This is a genomic window from Bordetella genomosp. 9 (assembly GCF_002261425.1).
Taxonomy (GTDB): Bacteria; Pseudomonadota; Gammaproteobacteria; order Burkholderiales; family Burkholderiaceae_B; genus Bordetella_C.
This window is the reverse complement of record NZ_NEVJ01000003.1, coordinates 3,222,190-3,242,995: the sequence shown is the minus strand read 5'-3', so window position 1 is coordinate 3,242,995 and position 20,806 is coordinate 3,222,190. Positions and strand designations below refer to the sequence as shown.

Here is a 20,806-nt window from a genome sequence, read left to right as displayed (position 1 = left end):
ACATGGAAGACCTCGACCAATACGTAGATGCATACGATGCCTCTTTCCCCTATGCAAGGGACAACCACGGCGTGCTTACCGCCTATGCGGCGGAACTGGTTTCCGCATGCCAGGGATTCGACGGCAAGATCGATATCTGCAGCCTTGGAATCGGCTACGAAACCGTCAGTCGCAGCATCGTTCTCCATCTGGCGGATAAGATCCGCACTTACACCGCTGTCGAAGGCTCGCGATTGCTGATAGAACGCTATGGCAAGCAGGCCGATGTTCCTTATGACTTCGAACTGGTCCATGGTTACTTTGAGACCTTCGACACAGACCGGCGCTTTGACGTTATCGAGATGGGGTTCGTCCTGGAGCATGTGACGGATCCGGCTTTGATCGTCGACCGGTTTTCCAGGCTGCTGAAGCCGGGCGGCGTGATATGCGCAGCCGTGCCCAACGCGCTTTCCATGCATCGCGTGCTGGGCGCACGCGCTGGATTGTTGCCCGACCTTTATGCCCTGAACGAATGGGACTACAAGCTTGGCCATAAGCGTTATTTCGATCGTAGCTCCTTCCGCGCCTTGTTCGAGGGCTTGAATCTTGATGTCAGCCGCGAGACAGGCTTGTTGTTGAAGCCGTTCTCCACCTCGCAGCTGGAGATGCTGAACCTGCCTGAGGCGGTTTGGAACGTACTGATACACGCGGGCGACCTTGCTCCGGAATACGCCTATGGTCTGTATGCGGAGATCCGCGTTCCCGGTGCCCGGGTCCATCGATGAACACCGCCATGGTGGTGGGCGGGGGAGGCTTCCAGGGTCTCCCTGTGCTGAGGGGCCTGCATGCAATCGGTTGGCGGGTCGTGATCGCGGATAGCGTTTCCGAAAGTCTCAACCGCTTCGAGGCAGATGCTTTTCACCTTATGCCGTTGGTGAAAAGCCAGGAGGCTTTTCGGGCGGAGCTGATATCCGCGGCAAAGCAGCACGAAATCCGAGGCGTGTTTCCCACCACGATGTTCGACCTGCCTGCTTTGGCGGCGTTACGGCCGGAACTGGAGGGCATGGGCCTTGCCGTATTCGTGAGCACTCCTGAACTGGTGGACCTTCTGAGCGACAAGGCGCGAACCATGTCAGCGGCTGCGGCCGCGGGGCTGCCGGTGCTGCCCATCGTCGGTCCCGACCAGGACGGCATCTCGTGGCCACTTATCGGCAAACCGCGTCACGGCTGGGGCGGCCTCGGCATCGTGGCGGTTTCCAGCTGGGAGGAATGGCAGCGGAAACGGCGCGAAGTATCGCCGGATGCGTATCTATGGCAGCCGTTGCTCGCTGAATTCGTCGAATGGTCCGTCGACTTTGCCGTCAGGCCCGACGGGCATTGTTCGCCCATGGTGTGCCGGCGCAGGCTGAGGGCATCAGGCGGATTTGCCGTCGTCAGCGAGATGGTTCACGATGCGGCGGTCTCCGGCCTGGCGGGCGATGCCGCGACATGGTTGCGAAGTATCGGCGCGTGCGGTCTGTTCAATATCCAATTCCTGCAGGAGCCGAACGGTGCTCTGTGGTTGAACGACATCAATCCTCGGCCAGGGACCTCATCCGTATGCGCCTTGTCAGCCGGGGCCAATCTGGTGGCGTTCCTGGTATCGGGCGCCGAGATGTCCGCTCCGGTTCCAGGGCTCGTCGTCAGGACTCTGGCGGAACGTTTCCTTCCCAGGTTGAATGGCCAGATTGAGGGAGTCGTCTTCGATCTGGACGAGACCCTGATATGCCAGAAAAGCTGGATGCGCGCCAAGCTGGGGTGCGTGTTGGCAAACCTGCAGGAATCGATGGAGCCCGAGATTCTCGCCAGGCTTCGTCTGGAAGCGTTACGGATCGTCGACGAGGGGCCGTGGCCTCAATTGATAGATCTGGCACTCGCCCGCACCGGGTTAGGGGCGGACCATGCGCGCGGCTTGATCGAACTGTGGCGGGGAGCGGACCCGGGAGCCGTCGTCGTGCACCAGGACGCGTTGGCGCTCATGCGGGCGGTCAAGGCCCGCGATATTCCTGTCGCGCTGCTGAGCGACAATCCCGCAGCGTCGCAACGGCAAAAGATAGCCCGACTGCCGGTAGGGATGACCTTCGATGCCGTGGTGCTGACCGATACGCTATCGGCGCCCAAGCCCGATGCAAGAGGCTTCGTGGAAGTCGCGGAAAGACTGCACCTGAGCGCTGAAAAGCTCCTCATGGTGGGGGATAGCCCGTGGCGCGATGCGTTGGGTGCCCTTCGTGCCGGATATGCGGGTGCTGTGATCGTCAAGCGTGATGGCGGTATGTCGAATCCGCTTAGGGAGCTATTCGAGGAAGAGTTTCCTGATTCGAAAGGCAGGACGGCGTGGCTCGATTCGCTCTATGGCGTCGACAGGATATTGGAATTGTCGTGATGGCTGACCGTCAGGTGCCCGTTTCGCAAAAGACGCCAAACGGTCGGTGGTGGGCGTCCGACTACACCTTCGCGCAGTTGCTGCGTTATGGCGTGGTCGGCGTCGGTAACAACCTGGTGGGCTATCTGATCTATCTGGCCGCGACTTATCTTGGCGCGACGCCCAAGCTGACCATGACGATACTCTACGGTGTCGGCGCGGCCATCGGGTTCTGGGGGAACCGCAGGTTGACCTTCGCGCATAAGGGCAATGTCATGGGAACCGCGGTCAAATACCTGCTGATACAGTTGATGGGTTATCTGTTGAACCTCGCCATCCTGTCCATGTTCGTGGACAAGCTGGGCTATCCTCATCAAGCGGTGCAAGCCGCGGCGATCTTCATCGTCGCGGCCTTTCTCTTCAGCGCGTACAAGCTTTTTGTATTCAGGCCGCGCAGCGTGCCATCGGAGGCGGAATGAGGCGTTGCCTAGCCTGCGACAGCTGTTATTCCGCCGGCACGGAATGTCCCGGTTGCGGCTATCGTCCCCAAATAGTGGACGGTTTCGATGCGTACGCGCCGGAGCTCGCCCATGGCGGTGGCGGTTTCGAAGCCAGCTATTTCTCGGAGCTTGCCGCACTGGAAGATGGGTACTTCTGGTTCGAGGCAAGGAACCGGCTGATCATCTGGGCAATGAGAAAGTACGTTCCTGGACTCCGCGCATTTCTCGAGGTCGGGTGCGGGACCGGCTATGTGCTCGCCGGGCTCGCCCGGGAATTCCCTCAATCTCGGCTGTACGGCAGCGAGATTTTCACCGAAGGGCTCGGGTTTGCAGCCCGCCGTGTCCCGCGTGCCAGCTTCATGCAGGTGGACGCCCGACGTATGCCGTTTTGCGACGAATTCGACGCCATCGGCGCCTTCGATGTACTCGAACATATCGAGGAGGACTCGGAGGTACTCGCGCAACTGCATAACGCGTTACTTCCCGGCGGACACTTGCTGGTCACCGTGCCGCAGCATCAATGGCTATGGAGCGCGGCCGACGAGCGTGCTCGTCACGTCAGGCGTTATTCCGCCACCGACATGCACGCGAAGCTTCGCGCGGCCGGGTTCGATATTCGTCTCAGCACATCATTCGTATCGTTGTTGCTGCCGGTCATGTATCTGGCGCGCGCGCTCAACAAGAAGGCGAATCCGGATCCCGCCAAGGAATTTAAACTGTCGCGCCATGTGAACGCCGCCTTTTATGCCGTCATGTCGGCGGAGCTGAGATTGATACGCGCAAACGTGCGATTCCCGATTGGCGGATCCCGCCTTATTGTGGCGCGAAAGCAAACGACCTGAGAGAAAACGATGACCGACGGTCTCATACCGTTCAATCGCCCCTACATGACGGGGAAGGAACTGTATTACATCACCGAAGCAAAGTTCGGGAATATGCTGGCGGGCGATGGGCCTTTCACCAAGCGTTGCCATCACTGGCTCGAACAGCGCACCGGTTGCAATAGGGCGATGCTGACCCACTCCTGCACTGCGGCGCTCGAAATGGCCGCGTTATTGCTGGATATCCAGCCGGGCGACGAGGTCATCATGCCTTCGTACACATTCGTGTCCACCGCCAATGCATTCGTGCTTCGCGGCGGTGTGCCGGTGTTCGTCGACATACGAGAAGACACCTTGAACCTGGATGAGCGGCTGATCGAAGCAGCAATAACGCCACGCACGCGCGCGATCGTTCCGGTGCATTATGCCGGCGTGGCCTGCGAGATGGACACGATCATGGCCGTGGCCAAACGCCACAACCTTAAAGTCGTGGAGGATGCGGCGCAGGGTGTGATGGCAAGCTACAAGGGCCGAGTGCTGGGTAGCATCGGCGACTTGGGCGCGTACAGCTTTCACGAGACAAAAAACGTCATATCCGGCGAAGGGGGCGCCCTGCTGGTGAACGTCGCCGATCTGGCCGCACGCGCGGAAATCATCCGTGAAAAGGGGACCGACCGCAGCCGGTTCTTTCGGGGTGAAGTTGATAAATATACCTGGCAGGAAGTCGGGTCTTCGTTTTTGCCGGGAGAATTGATCGCCGCGTTTCTCTGGGCGCAATTGGAAGAAGCGGAGCGGATAACACGGGAACGGCTGGCGAGCTGGAATCGTTATCACGATCTGATCGAGCCCCTTGAACGCGCGGGTTTACTGCGCCGCCCCATGGTGCCCGTGGAGTGCCAGCACAACGCCCATATGTATTACGTGCTTCTGCGACCAGGCGTACAGCGCCAAAAGGTGCTCGGCGAATTGAAGCGCAGCGAGATTTATCCCGTCTCGCATTACGTGCCGCTACATTCGTCGCCCGCCGGCCGGCGCTATGGCCGCGTGCACGGGTCCATGGCAGTGACGGACGTGCAGTCGGAATGTCTGGTTCGCCTTCCGTTGTGGGTAGGTTTGACTGAAGCGCAACAGGACCACATCGTGAAGACGCTGACCAAGGCAATTTCCTGATGGATGGGAAGGCGTCGCGCTGCCGATGGGTGACCGGCTACTTCCCCACCACCACCTTATCCGCATTCAACTGCTGCTGCAGCTTCATCGGATCCCGGCCTTCATCGTCCGGCTGCACGCCCAGCCACCCCTGGCCGATGCCATAGACGACGACGTTGGCGAGCACGATCAGGATGAAGAGTATGCGCATTAGGACAGCCCCAGGTTCTCGGCGCGGGCGATGCGCGCCAGGCCATACAGTACGGGATTTTCGATCACGGTGATGGTGGGCGGCAAGCAGCCCATGCTTTCCGCCGCGTCGCCGAGCAAGCGCCGGATCTCCCCTTCGACTTCCGGCCAGCCTCCGCCGGCGGCGTAAATGCGCGGGGGCGTGCCATAGCGCCGCACCCCAGCCAGCCATTGCCTGAGCACCGCGCCGGCCTGCGCGGCCGCGACGCCGGACGAGATCGCCTGTTGCGTGTCGGTCGGGTAGGCCGTGACCTGGCCCTGGGCCAAGGGCAGGTTGGCGGTGCCCGCGGCCAGGGCGCTTTTCATCAGCGCCGGGCCGGGCAGGATCAGGCCGCCTTCGAACACACCATCCGCGCTGACGGTGTCTATCGTGGTGGCGGTGCCGAAGCTGGCCAGCACGAAAGGCGAGGGTGTTTCTCTTTCTGCCGCTGTATGGCCGGCGGTGGGCGTGGGCGACATTGGCGTTCGCAGCGTCATCACGCCCAGCATGGAGGCCCAGCGATCCGCGCCGAGTTGTTCCGGCTGCGTGTAGCGGGACGTCAGCCCGTAGGCCTGGGCTTGCGGCAGGATCCAGCGCGTGGGGCAGCCTATCTGCGCCAGGGCTGCCTCGATGCCGGCGGCGCGGGCCGCGCCTGCGACGTTGGTGCCCAACGCGCCGACTGGCGCGGCTGGCAGGCCCGCAAGCCAATCAGCGAATCCCTGGGCGTCGTGGGTGTCGATGGCGTGGGCGCGTATGCCGCCGGCAGTCGCGGCCAGGGGGCGGTCACCGACGGTTCCGGCCAGCGCGTCGGCCGCCCTCGCCGCGTCGACCGAGCCCACGAAGCCCCCTGCGCCCACCGCGACCACCGCGACCTTCAGCCGCGTATTCCCCGAATCGATCAACAAAATCGTCTTCATGCCGGCCTCACCGAGATCTCGCCGACGGACACCGGCACTTCACCTTCCCAGGTGCGCACGCACAGCCTGCCCTGTGCATCGACGCCGCAGCCCAGGCCCTGATGCAGCACATTGCCGCGGTCCAGCACCTGGATATCCCGTCCCTCCAGCGCATCGAGCCGCCGGAAGCGGCCGACGAAGGCCGCGAAGCCTTCGCTTTCCACCTGGGCCAGCGCCGCGCGCCAGGCCAGGGCGACGTCGGCCACCACGTCGCTGAGCGCCGCGCCGCATCCGCTCGAAGTCCAATCCGCGACGTCGCGTCCCAGCGCCTGCGACAGCGCCGCGCCATCGAGCAGATTCATGCCCATGCCGATCACCACCGTATGGCCCGCCGCCGGCGGGCCCGGATTGCGCGTGGTCTCGACCAGGACGCCGGCGAGTTTGCCATTGCCCCATTGCACGTCATTGGGCCATTTGACGCACAGGCGATCGCCGCCCGGTCCCGCGATGGCACGCAGGGCCTCGCAGGCGACCAGGCCGGCCAGCGGCGACAGGACGGGCAGGCTGGCGGCGGCGAGCGAGGTGTCGAAGGCGCAGGAGAGCATCAGGGCCTGGCCGGGGCGGTTCTGCCAGGCGCGCCCGGCGCGGCCGCGGCCGGTCTGCTGCAGGTGTGCGCCGAGCAGCCATGGCTTGCGCGTGCTGGCGTGGTCGGGGGAAGGACCATGGCCGGTCGCGGCCTGGGCCGCTCCGGGCTCAGGTGCCGCTCCTCGCGCTTGAACGGGCTGCCGCCCCGACTCCCGCCCTCGAGCCAGCAGATCCGCATTGGTCGATCCGGTCTCCGCCACCCAATCCACCCGCCCGAAAGGCGCCGCGGCGCCGTCCATCAGCCGCGCGCGCAGCGCGGTGGCCATGTGTTCGGGCGACGGGAGTTCGGGTGGGCGTGGCATTGGGGAACGGCGATTGCTGAGGCAGGGCGGCTCTTCCGCGAGGGGAAGACCAGGGCAGGTCAACGGACATCCAGGCCGGATTTTATAGTCAGTGCTGCCTTTTCCCTTCCAGATCGCCGGGATGCGCGGCGGGACGCGGGCCATGATGGCCCAGGTCCTGACTTCAAGGCCCGAATGGCCGCGACCACCGAGGCCGCGACCACCTGGCCGTGATGACTGTGCCACGGCCACCCGCCCCGCAACCCACTCCGCGTATCATTAGCCCTGTTCGCGCCCACGAGGGTCGGCGCCAGACCGGCCCCATCGATTCGCCCATGGTCCAGACCGCCCTGACTCCGTCGTCCGCCGCCGCGCCGCCTTTCCGTCTGTCCGGCGGCGTCTGCTATGTGAGCGGCGATTGGAGCGTCCACGCCCTGGCGCGGCGTGGCGAGGTCCTGGCGCGCTGCCGGGCCCTGGAGGCCGCCGGACAGGATGCCCGCTGGGACCTGACCGGTATCGGGCGGCTCGACACCGTCGGCGCGAACCTGATCTGGCATGCCTGGGGCGACAAGCTGCCCGAACGCGTACGCCTGTCGGGCGGCATGAAGGAAGTCTTCGACGCCCTGGCCGCCCATCCACACGAAACCGTGGCGCCGCCTCCGCCGCCGGAAGACCGCCTGGGCCCCGTCGTCAAGCTGGGCGAGGCCATCCTGGTCGGCGCGCGCCATGGCTATGCCATGATCATCATGCTGGGCCAGTTGATACTGGACCTGGGGACGTTGATCCGCAATCCCGCGCGTGGGCCCTGGCGCGAGATATCCGCGCAGATCTATCGCGCCGGCGCGCAGGCGCTGGGTATCACGGCGCTGGTCGGCTTCCTGATCGGCGTGGTCATTTCCTACCTGTCGTCGCAGCAACTGCAGAATTACGGCGCCGACCGCTTCATCGTGCGCTTGCTCGGCACGTCGATCGTGCGGGAACTGGGGCCGGTGCTCGCGGCCATCCTGGTGGCGGGCCGTTCGGGCTCCGCCTTCACGGCGCAGATCGGCGTGATGCGCGTCACGCAGGAGCTCGACGCCATGGCCGTCATGGGCATTTCGTACAGCCAGCGCCTGATCCTGCCGCGCGTGGTGGCCCTGGCGGTGGCGATGCCGCTATTGGTGGTATGGACCGACGCCTTGGCGCTGCTGGGCGGGATGCTGGCCGCGCGCGCGCAATTGGGCGTGCCGCTGTCCTGGTTCCTGAATTCGCTGCCCGACGCGGTGACCTTGTCGAACTACGGCATCGGCCTGGTCAAGGGCGCCACCTTCGGCGTGGTGATCGCGCTCGTGGCCTGCTATTTCGGGCTGAACATCGAGCCCAATACGGAAAGCCTGGGGCGCCGTACGACGACGTCCGTGGTGACGTCGATCACGGGCGTGATCCTGGTCGATGCCTTGTATGCCGTCATACTGAGCGGGGTGCCTTTATGAAGGACGATATCAGTCAACAGCGGCATCTGTTCACCGACAACGCGCTGACGGTGGAGCCCATCATCTCGGTCGTGGGGCTGAAGACGGCTTTCGGCGATCACGTCGTGCACGAGAACCTGGACCTGACGGTCTACCCCGGCGAAATCCTGTCGCTGGTGGGCGGATCGGGCTCGGGCAAGACCACGCTGCTGCGGCAGATCATGGGCCTGGACAAGCCGGCGGCCGGCAGCGTGACCGTATTGGGCATGCCGGTGTCGGAGATGAGCACCTTCGAATGCGGGCAGCTCGCGCGACGCTGGGGCGTGCTGTTCCAGGCCGGCGCGCTGTTTTCGGCGCTGTCGGTGTTCGACAACGTCGCCTTGCCGCTGCGCGAGCTGCGCACCATACCGGAGGGGCTGGTGCAGGACGTGGTGATGTGCCGCCTGGAAATGGTCGGCCTGTCGCCGGACGACGCGCACAAGCGTCCGGCCGATCTGTCGGGCGGCATGATCAAGCGCGTGGCCCTGGCGCGCGCGCTGTCGCTGGATCCCCAACTGCTGTTCCTGGACGAGCCGACGGCGGGACTGGATCCGCAGCGCTCCGATGAATTCGTCGATCTGGTGCGCAATCTGCACCGGCAGCTGCATTTCACCGTGGTGATGGTCACGCATGACCTGGATACGCTGCTCGCGCTGTCGTCGCGCGTGGCCGTGCTGGCCGACAAGCACGTCATCGCCTGCGATACCGTGCCGGAGATCCTCAAGGTGGATCATCCCTTCATCCACGCTTTCTTCCTGGGCGAGCGCGGCCGGCGCGCGCTTGGCGACCTGGCTCCAAAGGAGTTGATGTATGGAAAGCCGTAGCCACGCGCTGCTGGCGGGTGCCTTCACCCTGGTGCTGCTGGCGGCCGTGCTGTTGATCGCGTTGTTCATCAATCGCGACCGTACGACGCTGACCGAATACGAGATCGTTTCCAAGACGGCGGTGAGCGGGCTGACCCAGCAGTCGCCGGTGCGTTACCAGGGCGTGCCGGTGGGCAAGGTCCAATCGCTGAGCTTCGACCCCAACGTGCCTGGACGCGTGCGCATACGCATCGGCGTGGCGCCCACCACGCCGGTGACGTCGGCGACCTGGGCGGAATTGGGCGTGCAGGGCGTGACGGGCCTGGCGAACATCGATCTGCGCGATGACGGCAGTTCGCATGTGCGGCTGACGCGCCAAGGCGATGCATTGCCGGAGATCCCCTTGCGGCCGGGCCTATTCGAGCGCCTGTCGCAAGGCGGCGGGAATATCGTCGGAAATCTCGACAGGATCTCCAGCCAGCTGGCCGTGCTTTTGAACGACCAGAACGTGCAGGCGCTGCAGTCGGCCTTGCAGGACGCGGCGACCGTCTCGGCGTCGTTGAAGGACGCCAGCACGCAGTTGCGGCCCATGATGGCCAGGATCGGGCCCCTGGTGGACAGCCTGAACGAAACCGCCCGCCAGGCGCAGGGGACCGCGCGCGATATCTCGGCGCTGGCGCAGCAGGCGCGGGTCGCGGTGGCGCGCCTGGATGCGCCCGACGGTCCGCTGGCGGTGGCCACACGCAGCCTGCGCGAAATCGCCTACGCCGCGTCGCGGCTGTCGAACGAGACGCTGCCGGCCGTCAGCGGCATGGCGAACCAGGTCAGCGCCACGGCGCGCAATCTGTCGTCGACCGTGCGCCGCGTCGGGGACACGCCGCAATCGATCATTTTTGGCGCGCCGCCGCCCCGGCCAGGGCCGGGCGAAGCCGGCTTCGAAGGATTCGGGAGAGCACGGGAATGAGCAAGCGCATGGCGGGATATGCGATACGGGGCGTGGAGTGGCAGCTGCCCCTGATGCTGACGTTGTCGGTGGTTCTGGGCGGCTGCAGCCTGGGCCGCGGCGCCGCGCCCGCGCAGCTGTTCGATCTGGGGCCGTCAAGCACGGCGCCCGCTGCGTCCGCTGCGTCCGCGACGTCCGGACCATCGACGGCGCCAGGCGCCGGCGCTGCCCCGGCATCCGCCTCGGCAACCGGCGCGCGCCGCGAGGCGGTGGCGGTGAGTTTCTCGGCGGCGCAGATGCTGACCGATACCGGCGTGATCTGGCGCGTCGGCGATAGCGCCAGCCCGCACTCCTACGCCACCTACCGCTGGGCGGCGCCGCCTTCGCAACTGGTGCAGCAGCGCGTCGTCGATCGCCTGTCCGCCGCCGGGCCCGTGGTGCAGGACGGCGTCGATCCGCGCGCGCCGCTGCTGCAGGTCACGCTGACCCGCTTCGAGCAGGTCTACGCGCCTGATGGCGGCGCCAGTACGGGGCAGGTGGCCTTGCAGGCGGTGCTGCTGCGCGACCGCCGCGTGGTGGACGCCGTGCGGCTCGCGCGTGGCGCGCCCGCGCCCACGCAGGATGCGCAAGGCGGCGTGCAGGCGCTGCGTGCGGCCACCGACGCCGCCGCGGCGGATCTGGCCGCATGGGTGGACCGGAGCCTGGCCGCGAGCTCGGCATCGGCGAACCCCGCGTCGGCGCGTGCTGCGTCGGTGTCTCCGGCGGATACGGCGGACACGGCGCGCGCCGGTTTAACATTCCGCTCTTTGCCTTGACGAGCATCCGCCATGTCCGCCCGTACCGAAACCCTTGAGTTCAATGGCCTGGCCGGCCGCATCGACTGCGCGGTGGACTGGCCGGAAGACGAGCCGCGCGGCTGGGCGCTGGTGCTGCATCCCCATCCGCTGCATGAAGGGACGCGCGACAACAAGGTCGTCACGACCATCGCACGCGCCTGCGCGCAGCAGGGCCTGGTGGCGCTGCGCCCGGATTTCCGCGGCGTGCGCGCATCGGCCGGTGCGTTCGACAAGGCGCAGGGCGAAACCGCGGATATGCGCGAACTGGTGGCGCAATGGCTGGAACGCCAGCCGTCGCTGGCCGGCTTGCCCTGGGTGCTGGCGGGGTTTTCCTTCGGCACTGCCGTTGCTGCCCAACTGGATGCCACGCTGGCGGCGGACGGCGCGGCGCGGCCGGCGGCCCTGATACTGGCGGGCCCCGCGGTATGGCGCTTCCAGTTCCGCGACGTCGCCTTGCCGGACGACACCTTGATCGTGCACGGCGAGCAGGACGAAGTGGTCCCCCTGGGCGAGGTGTTCGACTGGACCCGCGAGCGCGCCGTACCGGTGGTCGTCATTCCCGGCGCCACCCATTTCTTTCACGGCAAGCTGCTGCTATTGCGCCAGCTGGTGCTGACCCGGCTGCAACGCGTCCTGCCCTGAACCGGTAGCCGCGCCCACGCTGTCGTTCATCTCGCGCAGGACCTGGTCCACGATATCCAGGCCTTCGTCGAGCTGCGTGATGGTCGTCACCATGGGCGGGGCCAGATGGATCACGCCACCCGCGGCATCGATGGCGGGCGCCGGCAGCAGCAGGCCTTCGTCGCGGCAGGCGCACGTGAAAGTGCGCGCCAGTGCGCGCGCGGATATGCCAGGGTTCCCGCCGGCCGTCAGTTCCATCGTGAACAGCGTGCCGCGGCCGTACACGGCGCCGATGAGGCGCTTGTCCAAGGCCATCGCGCCCAGCCGCAGCTTCAGATGCTCGCCGATGGCCGCCGCGCGAGCGACCAGGTCTTCGTCCTGCACGATATCGATGGCCGTGACGGCCGCCGCGCAGGCCACCGGGTCATGCCATCCGAGATCCAGCGCCCCATACGGCGCCTCATGTAACGGCACACGGCTGCTGGCCGCCTGTTCGGCGATGTCCGGCGGCACGCATACCGCGTCGATCGACAGGCCCGCGCCGAAGCTGGCTGATGTGATCAGGATGTCAGGGACGATATCGTCGTGCTGGTGTCCCCACATGCGGCCGGTCCTGCCGTAACCCGTTGCGGATTCGTCGACGACCAGCAGCATGCCGTGCTGGTGGCACAGGCGCCGCAGCAGGCGGGCGCAGCCGTATCCTCCCCCGAACGCGCCGCCCGCGAAAGGCGCCATGAGCAGCCCCGCGGGCTTGCGTTTGCAAGCCTGCAGCGCGGTGTCGAAGGCGACCCAGGGGCAGGGGCGTTCGCCTGGCGATTTGCCGCAGACGCACTGGGCGGGATCGGGACAGGCGCGGGCCGCTTCTCCGGCGGGCCTTGCCAGGGGAGCCATCGGCGCGATCGGCGTATTCGGAGCGATCGGAACGATCGGCGCTTGCGCCTGGATGGCGGCTGCCGGATGGAAGAACCGCAATACGCCGTCAGGGGCGGGACAGACCGCCATCAGGCCGGTCGCGCCGGTGACCGCTTGCGCGATGCCGGCCGCCAGACGAGTCGCTTCGCCGCGCGGGGCCAGTATCGATTTCTGCAGCGGCGGCGCCAGGATTTCGCCCAGCCGGCGATGCAGCCGCAAGGCGTCGCCATCCAGGAATACGTCGCTGCCGATGACCTGCAGGCCTTGCCGGACCGCGGTCACATAGCGGGGATGGTTGTGGCCCAGCACGGCGCCGGTGGGGATGGCGCCGAAATCCAGGTACCGCCGCCCCTGCGTGTCATGGATGACGGGACCTTGTGCGCGGGCGATGACCGGTGGCGCGGCCCCGCCGTCGTGTCGCGCGACGCCCGTTACCGTCCAGCGCGCCGCGGCTTCCTGCCATTCGTACGCGTCCATCGGCCCTCCTGAGGCTGCCGGTGCGCCAAGTATCCTTGTCTGGTCAATGCTACAAATAAACCGGCTAGCCGTCCCTACGGGACAAACCCTGGGACCGCAATGGCGGGAATCAGGCGGGCAGGCCGCCTTCCAGGGTCTTGTCCGCCGCGGGTGTGTCGCCGCGCAGGCCTTCAAGGAAATATTCAAAAGCCGCCAGGGGCATGGGCCGTTTCAGCAGATAGCCTTGCATGTGGTCGCATGCGAGCGCACGCAGCGTATCCAGCTGCGTGGTCGTTTCCACCCCTTCGGCCACGACTTCCATGTTCAGCGTATGGGCCATGGCAAGAATCGCGGCCACGATGGCGCGGCCTTCCTCGCCATGGGTATCCAGGCCCTGGGTGAAAAAGCGGTCGATCTTCAACTGCTGCGCGCGGAACTGCTGCAGGTAGGCCAGGCTGGAATAGCCCGTGCCGAAGTCGTCTATCGCGATGCCGAAGCCATGCGCGCGAAACGCGCGGATCACGCGCGAGCTGAGCTCCGCGTCCTGCATGGCCACCGATTCGGTGATCTCGAACACCAGGCGGGTCGGCGGCACGCCTTCCTGGCGAGCGATCTCGACCATGCGCTCGACGAAATCGGGTTGGGACAACTGCTTGGTCGACAGGTTGATCGATACCTTCAGGGCGGGCAGGCCGCGGGCATCCCAGCGTTTCATGTGCCGGCATACCGTACGCATGACCCAGAATCCGATCTCGATGATCTGTCCCGACCGTTCCGCGACCGGGATGAATTCGCCGGGCGGCACCAGGCCCAGCCGCGGGTGGTTCCAGCGCAGCAGCGCTTCGGCGCCCGTGACGCGGTCGCCGCCGTCGGCGAACTCCGGCTGGTAGTCCAGGCTGAGCTGTTCGTGGACCAGCGCGTCGTTCAAGCCCTGCTGCATCATCAGCATGCGCCGGTAGCTTTCCCCCATGTGCGGCTCATAGAAGCGAAAACCGTTGCGCCCGCGCTCCTTGGCCCCATACATCGCGATGTCGGCGTTCTTCATCAGCGTTTCGACGTCTTCGCCATCGTGCGGGAACATGGCGATGCCGATGCTGGCGGTCAGGCGCAGGGTCATGCCCTGGAAAACGAGATCGTCGCGCATGGCCGTGTTGACGGCCTGCGCGACGCGGGCCGCGCCTTCGCGGCTGTTCAGGCCTTCCACCAGCACGACGAATTCGTCGCCGCCCAGGCGCCCCACGGTATCTTCGCTGCGCACGCAGGTTTGCAGACGGCGGGAAAAGGCCTGCAGCATGCCGTCGCCGATGCTGTGGCCCAGCGAGTCGTTGATGTGCTTGAAGCCGTCCAGGTCCATCAGCAGGACGGCGAACTCATTGCCGGTCTGGCGGGCCCGCGTGATCGCCAGGTCCGTCGCGCCGGCCAGCGCGGTGCGGTTCGGCAGCTCGGTCAGCATGTCGGTGGTGGCCAGGCGCTGCAGGGCGCTGCTGACCTCGCGCAGCGATCCATCCAGCGAGCGCCGCGAGGCCGCGAAGCGCGCAGCCAGAACCGCCGTATATGCGGCCAGCGCCACGACGATCAGGGACAGGAGTATCGTCCCAACGAGATAGGTGCCGCTCATGATGGTGGACTGCAGAGTAGGAAACTGCATAGAGCCGGGTGCGCCGGCTACCAAACGGCTTCAGGTCGAATGGCTCAGCATAGTAACAATAATGTATCTGCTGCCATACAAGACACGAGACCCGACCGTGAACTTCGTTTCATCAAGACGACAGTATGCGCATTTAGTGCAGTGTGGCGGTCTCCGGGGTGTAGACATCGTACTGTAAGGCTTCAGGTTGTAAGCATCCTTGTTAATCGTTGCATAGCGTTGCATCTTAAGCCCCACGGCGGCACGCTTTCCCCGATGTTGGCCCGGGTAGGGCTGCCTATAATCGTGCAGTTTGTATGCTCCTACCGATCCCCGCGCCCGATTGCTGATGACGAATTCGCGTTTGACCCGTTTTTCCCTTTCGATAGTTGGACGGCGTGCCGTCGCCGGTAGCCTGATCGCGGCGCTGGCAATAGGGACGCCCGCCGCCTGGGCGCAGGCTTCGGGCAAGTCGGCGGCAAAGCCCGCGGCGCCTGCCGCCGCCCCCGCCACGAATCCAACGCAGTCCGGCACCGCGCCTTCCGGCGCCTCGTCGTCGCAGGTCGCCGATACCGACGTCAACGGCATTTCCCAGGTGGTGGCGGTGTCGCCCATCCCGGCGCCGGCGATCGCCGCGCGCGCCTGGATCGCGATCGACGTCAACAGCGGGCAGGTCCTGGCGGGCTCGAACCCCGACCAGCAGGTCGAGCCGGCGTCGCTGACCAAGATCATGACCGCCTATGTGGTCTTTGACGCGCTGGATGAGAAGCGGTTGACGCTGGACCAGCAGGTGCCGGTGTCGGAACACGCCTGGCGCACTGGCGGTTCGCGCATGTTCATCGAGCCGCGCAAACCCGTGACGGTGGATGAGCTGCTGCAGGGCGTGATCGTGCAGTCCGGCAACGACGCCTCGGTGGCGCTGGCCGAGGCCGTCGGCGGCAGCGAGCCGTCCTTCGCCCAGATGATGAACCAGGAGGCCGAGCGGCTGGGCATGAAGCATTCGCACTTCATGAACGCGACCGGCCTGCCCGATCCGCAGCACACCACGACGGTGCGGGACCTGGCCACCATCGCCACCCATCTGATCACCGATCATCCCAATTATTTCCACTACTACAAGCAGCGCAGCTTCAACTACAACAAGATCAACCAGCCCAACCGTAACCGCCTGCTGTGGGCCGATCCGTCGGTGGATGGCATGAAGACCGGCCACACCGAATCCGCCGGCTATTGCCTGGTGGCCACGGCCTTGCGCGGCGATCGCCGCATCCTGACCGTGATGGTCGGCGCGGATAGCGAAGCCACCCGCGCGGAAGAAAGCCTCAAGCTGTTGAACTGGAGCTTCCAGAACTTCGATACGGTCAAGCTGTTCGACGCCAACCAGCCCGCGCTGGACGCGCGCGTCTGGGAAGGCAAGACGGAAACCGTCAAGCTGGGGCCGCCGGCGCCCGTCTGGATCGCCGTTCCGCGCGGCAAGGCCGCCGATGTCAAGCCGGTCGCGGAACGGACCGATCCGCTGGTGGCGCCCCTGGAAAAAGGCCAGCGCGTGGGTACGCTGCGCCTGACGCTGGACGGCAAGACCCTGCGTACCGAACCGCTGGTCGTGCGCGAACCGGTCGAACGCGCCGGGTTCTTCGGGCGCATGATCGATATGGTCAAGCGCTGGATGCAGTAGCAAGCCTGCGCGGCCCGGCCTGCGCAGCCCGGCCTGCGCGGCCCGGCCTTGCGGTGTAAGCTGGCGGCCGTCCCTGGCGCGGGACGGCGCCACCACTTCCATTGCAAGGAGCACACATGATTCCGGGCGTGCCGGGCGATAGCCTGGCCTATCTGAATGGCGAATTCCTGCGGCTGCAGGACGCGAAAATCTCGGTGCTGGACCGGGGCTTCATCTTCGGCGACGGCGTCTACGAAGTCGTGCCGGTGTACGAAGGCCGTCCGTTCCGCATGGCCGAACATCTGGCGCGCCTGGAGCGCAGCCTGGCCGCCATCCGCATCGAATCGCCGTTCGACGCGGCGGGATGGCTGGACGTGGTGCAAGGCCTGATCGACCGCTCGCTGACGCCGTCCTGCGTGGTCTATCTGCAGGTGACGCGCGGCGTGGCCAAGCGCGATCATGGTTTTCCCACGGAACGCATCACGCCGACCGTCTTTGGCATGACGTCGCCGTTCACACGGCCCGGCGCGCAACTGCGCGAGCAGGGCGTGTCGCTGATCTCCATCCCCGACGAGCGCTGGCTGCTTTGCCACATCAAGTCCGTCTCGCTGCTCGGCAATGTGCTGGCCAAGCAGCGCGCCGCCGACGCGGGCGCCGACGAAGTCGTGCAGTTCCGCGACGGCATGCTCAGCGAAGGCGCCACCTGCAACATCTGGGTGGCCTCCGGCGGCAAGCTGCTGGGCCCGCTGAAGAACAATCTGGTGCTGGAAGGCATACGCTACGGCCTGCTGGCCGAACTGGCGGAGGAAGCCGGCATTCCCTTCGAGACGCGGCCGATTGCGCGTGCCGAGGTCGAGCACGCCGACGAATTGATGGTGTCGTCGGCCACCCGCGAGCTCCTGCCGGTGCTGACGTTGGACGGCCGGCCGGTGGGGACGGGCAAGCCCGGTCCCGTTTATACGCGCCTGCGCCAGGGGTATGATGACCGCATCGCCGCGCTGCTTGGAAAAGGCGCCGGCGCCCTCATCTAGTACCCATGAAGCCTATCCCGCCCGAAGAATCCCTGATCGAATATCCCAGTGACTTTCCCATCAAGGTGATGGGAAAGCTGCATCCGGAATTCGCCCAGACCCTGACCGAAGTCGTGTTGCAGTTCGACCCCGGCTTCGATCCGGCCACGGTCGAGATGCGGCCCAGCAAGGGCGGCAACTACATCGGCCTGACCTTCACCGTGCGCGCGACGTCCCGCGAGCAGCTGGACGCGCTGTATCGCGCGCTGCACGGCCATCCCATGGTTTCCGTGGTGCTGTAGGCGCTTCGATGATCAAGTGGCTGGACCGGCCGGCTGATTACCAGACGGTATGGCAGGCGATGCAGGCCTTCACCGCGGCGCGCATCCCGGCCACGGGCGACGAAATCTGGCTTTGCGAGCATGCGCCCGTCTACACGCTGGGACAGGCCGGCAAGCCGGAGCACGTGCTGAATCCGGGCGCCATCCCCGTCGTCCGCACCGACCGAGGCGGCCAGGTCACGTATCACGGGCCCGGGCAGGTGGTGGCCTATGCCCTGGTCGACCTGCGCAAGGCAGGGATGTACGTCAAGGAATACGTCGCCTTCCTGGAAGACGCCGTCATCGCCACCCTGGCGAGCTACGGGATCGCGGCCTGCCGCAAGCCCGGCGCGCCCGGGGTCTACGTGCCCGTGCCCGCCGCCGGGGGCGAACTGGCCAAGATCGCCGCGCTGGGCATCAAGATACGCGCTGGCTGCGCCTATCATGGCATCGCTTTGAATGTCGCGATGGACCTGGCGCCCTTCCAGGGCATCAACCCCTGCGGCTACGAGAACCTGGCGACCGTGGACATGGCAGGCTGCGGGGTCGCGGCTACCGTGCGGGAGGCCGGCGACAGGTTGGCGAGCCGCATTGCACGCCTGGCGTCCTAGGCTGGACCGCTTTGGGTGATAATGCGAACCATTGTCGATTCGCTGCCTGTCCCATGATCGCCCTGACCGCCGCCGAAGTGGCCGCGACCACCCCCGAGCAACTGGCGCGGCTGATGGCCGGCCCCCCTGAGGAATTCGCGCCCTGGATCCGGGCGGCGGCGGACCTGGGCCTGCTGGAAGCGCAGGCCATCCTGGGCCAGATGCTGCTGGATGGCGTGGGCGTGGAGCGCGATCCGGCGGCCGGCCTGGCCTGGTTCAAGCGCGCCGCGCACGCGGATCACCTGATGGCCATCAACATGGTGGGGCGCTGCTACGAGAACGGCTGGGGCACCGCGCCCGACCAGGTGGTGGCGGCATATTGGTTCAGGCTGGCGGCCGAACGCGGGCTGGATTGGGGCATGTACAACCACGCGCACATGTTGCGCGACGGCCGGGGCGGCGTGCCCCGTGACAGGGCCGCGGCGTTGGCGTGGTACCGGCGCGCCGCCGACCTGGGGCACGCCAAGTCCATCGGCGTGGTCGGACGTTTTCTGGAAGCCGGCGACGTCGTCCCGCGCGACATGGACGCGGCGCTGGACTGCTATCGCCGCAGCGCCGAAGGCGGCGATTTCCGGGGCATGTTCCACTACGGCCGCCTGCTGCTGGAACACGGGCGCCGCGACGAGGCCATCGCCTGGCTGCGCCGGGTGCCGGAAAGCGCCACGCCGGCCTTCCTGCGCGAAGGATCCGCCATGCTGCGCGCAGGGCCGGCGCCGGCGCTCGCGAGCATGCTGGATGCCGGCGGGGCTTTGGCCTGAGCGGCCGGGGGGGCGGGAGTACACTAGGGTTTTTCCCAAAGGCGGCGCCCTGGGCGCCGCGCGCAGCCGACTTATGTCTTCGCCCGCAGATCACTCGTTTTCGACGCCTGCCGCTTCCGATGTTCCGCACGCCCAGCCGCTGACCGGCGCTGCCGGCGCGGCCCACGCCGCGGAAACCTCGGCCAAGCCCTACGACCCCACCGAAAAGCAGAAATCGCAGGCCAAGACCGCGCGCATTCCGATCAAGGTCGTGCAGGCCGAGCGGCTGAAAAAACCGGAGTGGATCCGCGTGCGCGCCGCCACGCCGGGGTCGCGCTTCTACGACATCAAGCGGATCCTGCGCGAGCACAACCTGCATACCGTCTGTGAAGAGGCCTCGTGTCCCAATATCGGCGAATGCTTCGGCAAGGGCACGGCCACCTTCATGATCATGGGCGACAAGTGCACGCGTCGCTGCCCCTTCTGTGACGTGGGGCATGGCCGCCCCGACCCGCTGGACGCCGACGAGCCGCGCAATCTGGCGCGCACGATCGCCGCGTTGAAGCTGTCGTATGTCGTCATCACGTCCGTCGATCGCGACGATCTGCGTGACGGCGGCGCCGGCCATTTCGTCGAGTGCATCCGCCAGGTTCGCGAGCAGTCGCCGTCCACGCGCATCGAGGTGCTGGTGCCCGACTTCCGCGGCCGCCTGGACCGCGCGCTGGAGATCCTGAACGCGGGTCCGCCCGACGTCATGAACCATAACCTCGAGACCGTGCCCCGCCTGTACAAGCAGGCGCGCCCCGGTTCGGACTACGCGCATTCGTTGAAACTGCTGCAGGAGTTCAAGCGCCTGCATCCGGACGTGCCGACCAAATCCGGCCTGATGCTGGGCCTGGGCGAAACCGATGAGGAAATCCTGCAGGTGATGCGCGACATGCGCGAGCATGGCGTGGACATGCTTACCATCGGCCAGTACCTGCAGCCGTCCGAGCATCATCTGCCGGTGTTGCGCTACGTCCATCCCGATACCTTCGCGATGTTCGAGCGCGAAGCCTATGACATGGGCTTCAGCCACGCCGCGGTGGGCGCGATGGTGCGTTCTTCCTATCACGCCGATCAGCAGGCGCACGCGGCCGGCGTGAACTGAGGCATGAACTGAACACGGCGCCCGATGGACGGGCGCCGCGGTTCAGACGATTGCTGCTGACTGATCGCTGCTGACTGACTGCTGCTTACTTCTTGGCCTTGCTTTCCGCGTCGACCTTCTGGTGCAGCGCGTTGGCCATTTCCAGGTGATGCTGCAGGGCGGGCAGCATCTTGGCGGCCCAGGCCTTGATGTCGGGATCCTTGGCGTCCGACGCAGCCTTCTGGAACATCTTGACGGTATCTTCGTGGGCGGCGACGCCGATGCGGCTGACGTACATCTTGTCGAAGGTCGTGCCGCTGGTCGCGCTCAGCGCCTTCAGCTCGGTGCGCTGCATGATGGACGGCTCATTGGGCGGCGTATAGCCCTTCTGCTTGGCCAGCGCCATCAGTTCCTGATTCGCCTTGGTGTGATCCTGGATCATCTGTTCGGCGAACTTCTTGACGTCGGGGTTGCTGCTCTTGGTCTGGGCCAGCTTGCTGCCTTCGATCTCGGCATTGCCGCCTTGCGCGGCATTTTCCAAAAAGTCCTTGTCGGCGCTGGCCAGCGTGCTGCGCTGTTCCATCTTCTTCGGCGTGCTGTCCGTGGGGGACGAGGCGGCGGGCTGGGCCCAGGCTCCGGTGCTCATCGCCAGGACGCCGGCGGCCAGCAGGCCGCGAGTGATAAAGCGTGTCGTCATGAAATGCTCCTTGGTGAGTT

General features: G+C 66.0%; 22 protein-coding genes. 16 read left to right on the top strand and 6 right to left on the bottom strand.

From position 1 onward, the window contains the following. The first annotated feature begins 2 nt into the window (after positions 1-2). The 5 genes from CAL26_RS25820 (at position 3) to rffA (ending at position 4,871) form a co-directional block, all read left to right on the top strand. Entirely contained in the window at positions 3-764 is a 762-nt protein-coding gene (locus tag CAL26_RS25820; RefSeq protein WP_094849473.1) for a class I SAM-dependent methyltransferase, read from the top strand. Further along, positions 761-2,401, top strand: a complete 1,641-nt coding sequence (locus CAL26_RS25815; protein WP_094849472.1) for an HAD family hydrolase — start codon at positions 761-763, stop codon at positions 2,399-2,401. Before CAL26_RS25820 ends, CAL26_RS25815 begins: the two co-directional genes overlap by 4 nt. Continuing rightward, positions 2,401-2,859: a GtrA family protein gene (locus tag CAL26_RS25810; RefSeq protein ID WP_094849471.1), complete on the top strand. Its 459-nt coding sequence runs from the start codon at positions 2,401-2,403 to the stop codon at positions 2,857-2,859. Before CAL26_RS25815 ends, CAL26_RS25810 begins: the two co-directional genes overlap by 1 nt. 74 nt (positions 2,860-2,933) lie before the next feature. Next, entirely contained in the window at positions 2,934-3,722 is a 789-nt protein-coding gene (locus CAL26_RS25805) for a class I SAM-dependent methyltransferase (RefSeq protein WP_218831577.1), read from the top strand. 9 nt (positions 3,723-3,731) lie between these two features. Continuing rightward, positions 3,732-4,871, top strand: a complete 1,140-nt coding sequence (rffA, locus tag CAL26_RS25800; RefSeq protein WP_094849469.1) for a dTDP-4-amino-4,6-dideoxygalactose transaminase — start codon at positions 3,732-3,734, stop codon at positions 4,869-4,871. A gap of 37 nt (positions 4,872-4,908) precedes the next feature. On the opposite strand, the gene CAL26_RS28430 is transcribed toward rffA, so the two are convergent. The 3 genes from CAL26_RS28430 to CAL26_RS25785 are packed head-to-tail and all read right to left on the bottom strand — an operon-like array spanning position 4,909 to position 6,922. Then, positions 4,909-5,061: a hypothetical protein gene (locus CAL26_RS28430; protein ID WP_094849468.1), complete on the bottom strand. Its 153-nt coding sequence runs from the start codon at positions 5,059-5,061 to the stop codon at positions 4,909-4,911. Beyond that, on the bottom strand, positions 5,061-5,996 hold the full coding sequence (locus CAL26_RS25790) for a type III pantothenate kinase (RefSeq protein WP_094849467.1): 936 nt from the start codon (positions 5,994-5,996) through the stop codon (positions 5,061-5,063). Before CAL26_RS25790 ends, CAL26_RS28430 begins: the two co-directional genes overlap by 1 nt. Then, positions 5,993-6,922, bottom strand: coding sequence for a biotin--[acetyl-CoA-carboxylase] ligase (locus CAL26_RS25785; RefSeq protein ID WP_094849466.1), 930 nt, complete (start codon positions 6,920-6,922; stop codon positions 5,993-5,995). Before CAL26_RS25785 ends, CAL26_RS25790 begins: the two co-directional genes overlap by 4 nt. Before the next feature lie 314 nt (positions 6,923-7,236). Here CAL26_RS25785 and CAL26_RS25780 point away from each other — a divergent pair, with 314 nt between their 5' ends. The 5 genes from CAL26_RS25780 to CAL26_RS25760 are packed head-to-tail and all read left to right on the top strand — an operon-like array spanning position 7,237 to position 11,615. Next, the gene (locus CAL26_RS25780; RefSeq protein WP_086067394.1) at positions 7,237-8,373 is read left to right on the top strand and encodes an MlaE family ABC transporter permease; all 1,137 of its coding nucleotides are present in this window, start codon (positions 7,237-7,239) and stop codon (positions 8,371-8,373) included. Next, positions 8,370-9,215, top strand: a complete 846-nt coding sequence (locus CAL26_RS25775; RefSeq protein WP_086067393.1) for an ABC transporter ATP-binding protein — start codon at positions 8,370-8,372, stop codon at positions 9,213-9,215. Before CAL26_RS25780 ends, CAL26_RS25775 begins: the two co-directional genes overlap by 4 nt. Further along, positions 9,202-10,158: an MlaD family protein gene (locus CAL26_RS25770; protein WP_094849465.1), complete on the top strand. Its 957-nt coding sequence runs from the start codon at positions 9,202-9,204 to the stop codon at positions 10,156-10,158. Before CAL26_RS25775 ends, CAL26_RS25770 begins: the two co-directional genes overlap by 14 nt. A gap of 32 nt (positions 10,159-10,190) precedes the next feature. After that, a complete protein-coding gene (locus tag CAL26_RS25765; protein WP_094850093.1) occupies positions 10,191-10,952 on the top strand; it encodes an ABC-type transport auxiliary lipoprotein family protein in 762 nt (253 codons plus the stop codon). 12 nt (positions 10,953-10,964) lie between these two features. After that, complete coding sequence (locus CAL26_RS25760; protein WP_094849464.1) at positions 10,965-11,615, top strand: alpha/beta hydrolase; 651 nt, start codon at positions 10,965-10,967, stop codon at positions 11,613-11,615. Here CAL26_RS25760 and CAL26_RS25755 read toward each other — a convergent pair. Then, on the bottom strand, positions 11,568-12,983 hold the full coding sequence (locus tag CAL26_RS25755; protein WP_094849463.1) for an aminotransferase class III-fold pyridoxal phosphate-dependent enzyme: 1,416 nt from the start codon (positions 12,981-12,983) through the stop codon (positions 11,568-11,570). The genes CAL26_RS25760 and CAL26_RS25755 overlap by 48 nt on opposite strands. 109 nt (positions 12,984-13,092) lie before the next feature. After that, positions 13,093-14,610, bottom strand: a complete 1,518-nt coding sequence (locus CAL26_RS25750; protein WP_094849462.1) for a putative bifunctional diguanylate cyclase/phosphodiesterase — start codon at positions 14,608-14,610, stop codon at positions 13,093-13,095. A 328-nt stretch (positions 14,611-14,938) separates the two neighbouring features. On the opposite strand from CAL26_RS25750, the gene CAL26_RS25745 reads away from it, so the two are divergent. The 6 genes from CAL26_RS25745 to lipA all read left to right on the top strand — a co-directional run bounded on the left by CAL26_RS25745 (position 14,939) and on the right by lipA (position 20,110). Beyond that, entirely contained in the window at positions 14,939-16,264 is a 1,326-nt protein-coding gene (locus CAL26_RS25745; RefSeq protein ID WP_094849461.1) for a D-alanyl-D-alanine carboxypeptidase family protein, read from the top strand. A 116-nt stretch (positions 16,265-16,380) separates the two neighbouring features. After that, positions 16,381-17,274: a D-amino acid aminotransferase gene (locus CAL26_RS25740; RefSeq protein ID WP_094849460.1), complete on the top strand. Its 894-nt coding sequence runs from the start codon at positions 16,381-16,383 to the stop codon at positions 17,272-17,274. A 5-nt stretch (positions 17,275-17,279) separates the two neighbouring features. Further along, positions 17,280-17,555 carry a YbeD family protein gene (locus CAL26_RS25735; RefSeq protein ID WP_094849459.1) on the top strand — a complete coding sequence of 92 codons (276 nt, stop codon included), beginning with the start codon at positions 17,280-17,282 and terminating at the stop codon, positions 17,553-17,555. An 8-nt stretch (positions 17,556-17,563) separates the two neighbouring features. Next, complete coding sequence (gene lipB, locus CAL26_RS25730) at positions 17,564-18,184, top strand: lipoyl(octanoyl) transferase LipB (RefSeq protein ID WP_094849458.1); 621 nt, start codon at positions 17,564-17,566, stop codon at positions 18,182-18,184. Between the two features lie 53 nt (positions 18,185-18,237). Beyond that, positions 18,238-18,981 carry a tetratricopeptide repeat protein gene (locus CAL26_RS25725; RefSeq protein WP_094849457.1) on the top strand — a complete coding sequence of 248 codons (744 nt, stop codon included), beginning with the start codon at positions 18,238-18,240 and terminating at the stop codon, positions 18,979-18,981. 73 nt (positions 18,982-19,054) lie between these two features. Then, the gene (gene lipA / locus CAL26_RS25720) at positions 19,055-20,110 is read left to right on the top strand and encodes a lipoyl synthase (RefSeq protein WP_256988587.1); all 1,056 of its coding nucleotides are present in this window, start codon (positions 19,055-19,057) and stop codon (positions 20,108-20,110) included. 85 nt (positions 20,111-20,195) lie between these two features. Here lipA and CAL26_RS25715 read toward each other — a convergent pair whose 3' ends face one another. Beyond that, complete coding sequence (locus CAL26_RS25715) at positions 20,196-20,786, bottom strand: DUF4142 domain-containing protein (protein ID WP_094850091.1); 591 nt, start codon at positions 20,784-20,786, stop codon at positions 20,196-20,198. Between the last annotated feature and the right edge of the window lie 20 nt (positions 20,787-20,806).